This window comes from Microbacterium sp. 69-10 (genome assembly GCF_001897945.1).
Taxonomy (GTDB): Bacteria; Actinomycetota; Actinomycetes; order Actinomycetales; family Microbacteriaceae; genus Microbacterium.
In genome coordinates this window covers 88,784-91,027 of record NZ_MKRT01000028.1, presented here as the reverse complement: position 1 = coordinate 91,027, position 2,244 = coordinate 88,784, and the positions used below count along the sequence as shown (strand labels likewise).

At 70.5% G+C, this 2,244-nt stretch carries 3 protein-coding genes and 1 pseudogene; all 4 read right to left on the bottom strand.

Annotated elements, in window-relative coordinates; genetic code table 11:
- The coding region (locus BGN97_RS14880) for an SUMF1/EgtB/PvdO family nonheme iron enzyme (protein ID WP_292703126.1) at positions 1–579 on the bottom strand (579 nt) is incomplete at its 3' end.
- Between the two features lie 3 nt (positions 580–582).
- Positions 583–1,239, bottom strand: coding sequence for a hypothetical protein (locus BGN97_RS14875; protein ID WP_292703123.1), 657 nt, complete (start codon positions 1,237–1,239; stop codon positions 583–585).
- Positions 1,236–1,991, bottom strand: a complete 756-nt coding sequence (locus BGN97_RS14870; RefSeq protein WP_292703120.1) for an SGNH/GDSL hydrolase family protein — start codon at positions 1,989–1,991, stop codon at positions 1,236–1,238. Before BGN97_RS14870 ends, BGN97_RS14875 begins: the two co-directional genes overlap by 4 nt.
- Before the next feature lie 42 nt (positions 1,992–2,033).
- A pseudogene (locus BGN97_RS14865) lies at positions 2,034–2,244 on the bottom strand (MFS transporter); the annotation flags it as partial.

The window sequence follows — 2,244 nt, the reverse complement described above, 5'->3', positions numbered from 1 at the left end:
GACGGAGGCCCGCACGCTCCAGCTGTCATCCGCGAAGCCACCGCCACGGAAGACGCGGTAGTCGTCGCAGCGCTCGGGGTCGAGCAGATCCCAGCACCATTCCCAGACGTTCCCGAGCGTGTCGAACAGACCGTGGAGGTTGGGCAGCTTCAGCCCGACGTCGTGCGGCTCGGATCCTCCGTCAGCCCCGGTCCAGGCAATCTCCGCGAGCGGGCCGTACTGAGGCCCGGTCGAGCCCGCCCGGCACGCGAACTCCCATTCGGCTTCCGTCGGCAGCCGGTATCCGTCACTGTCGACATGCCAGGTGACCTCCTCGCCGTCGAACGCGTAGGCGGGGTCGAGCCCCTCCCACTCCGATGCCGCATTGCAGAACCGGATCGCGCGCAGCCAGCTGAGATCTCGCGCCGGGTGCCGCGGACGGGAGGCCGGGATGCCGAGCACCTCTGCGAACTGCTCCTCGGTCACCGCGAACACACCGATCTCGAACGCCTCGAGTCGGACTGTGCGATGCTGCTCCCGCCGCGCGTCGTGCAGGGTCACCGTGCCGCCCGGGAGCGCCCGCATCTCCCACAGGTCCATGTCTCAGCCCGCGACCGTGTCGGGGCGGAGATCGCCGTCCGGCCGAGTCAGGCGCTCCCCAGGCAGCCGCACCTCGAAGACGCGCATGAAGAACTGGCACATCGGGCCGACCAGCAGAGCGAACGCCACGGTGCCGAGGCCGACGTTCCCGCCCAGCAGCCAGCCGACCAGCACCACCAAGACCTCGAGGGCCGTGCGGACCAGCCAGATCGGCCGGCCGGTGACGCGGTGCAGGCCGGTCATCAGCCCGTCGCGCGGACCGGGACCGAAATGCGAACCGATGTACAGGCCCGTGGCTGCGGCGAGAACCGTCAGGCCGATCGCGAAGAAGATCACGCGAAGCCACAGCACGTCGGTCTCGGGAATCATCAGGAAGCCGACATCCGCGGCGGGGCCGACGAGCAGGGCGTTCAGTACCGTGCCGATGCCCGGCTTCTGGCGCAGCGGGATCCACATCAGCAGCACGATGCCGCTGACGACGATGGTGATCGTCCCGAAGGACAGCGGGAGGTGCGTCGCGATGCCCTGGGTCAGGACGTCCCAGGGAGCGGCGCCGAGCATGCCGCGGACGATGAACGCGATGCCGATCCCGTACAGGAACAGGCCGATCAGCAGCTGCGGCACGCGGCGCAGCATCCGGCGGCCGGCGAGCGACCTCATCGCGGCGTCCGCTCGACCCAGCCCCCGTACTTCGCGGTGCGCCCGTCGCCGGACGACGTGCCGGTGACACGTCGTCTGATCCACGGAGCGACGAACTCGCGGTAGTACGCATAGCCGCTCGGCCCTGCGACCGGATGCTGTGCCGGAGCCCACCATTCGCTCGGCGGCTCGTAGCCGAGTGCGTGCAGGACGCGCGCCGCGACGCGGTGATGGCCGTGCGCGTTCATGTGCAGTCGGTCCTCGGACCAGTACTGGGGACGGGACAGCTCGGTGTCGGGCCAGTTCAGCGCGCGGACGACATCCGGTCGGTCCTCGATGCGGCGCATCACGGCATCCGACAGCTCGTCCCCGCGTCGCTGCACCATCCTGCCCATCGGCAGGCGAGCGCTGGGGTTCGCACCCGAGAGCACGATGAGCTGCACGCCCTCCTCATCGCACCTGCGCAGCACGCGGGTGAAGGCGTCGGCCAGGTGCTCGATGTCGGCGTTCGGGCGCAGCATGTCGTTGCCGCCGCCGTTGAAGGAGAGATGGGTCGGCCGGAGCGCGAGCGCGGGCTCGAGCTGCTGCTCGACGATCGGCCAGGCCAGCTTGCCGCGGATCGCGAGGTTCGCGTAGCGGATGCTGTGCCCCGACGCGTCGGCCCAGCCCTGCGCTGCGATGTCAGCCCAGCCCCGCACGGTGCCGTCCGGCGGCTCGTCGCCGACGCCCTCCGTGAAGGAGTCGCCGATCGCCACGAATCGCACTTCCGCCATCTTTCCAGCCTATGGCCGCGCCGGACCGCTCGGCGCCATGGGTCAGCGGTCGTCGAGGCTCGCGCCGCGCCGGTCGACGAGCCCCCAGGCCGCCAACGCCGCGATCATGAAGAACACCGAGAACACGACGAAGGCCAACGGCGCACCGCCCTGGGCGAGCAGCAGCGGCACCACCAGCGGCGCGATGATGGATGCGATGCGACCGATGCCGGCGGCCCAGCCCGCTCCGGTCGCGCGCAGCGAGGTCGGGTAG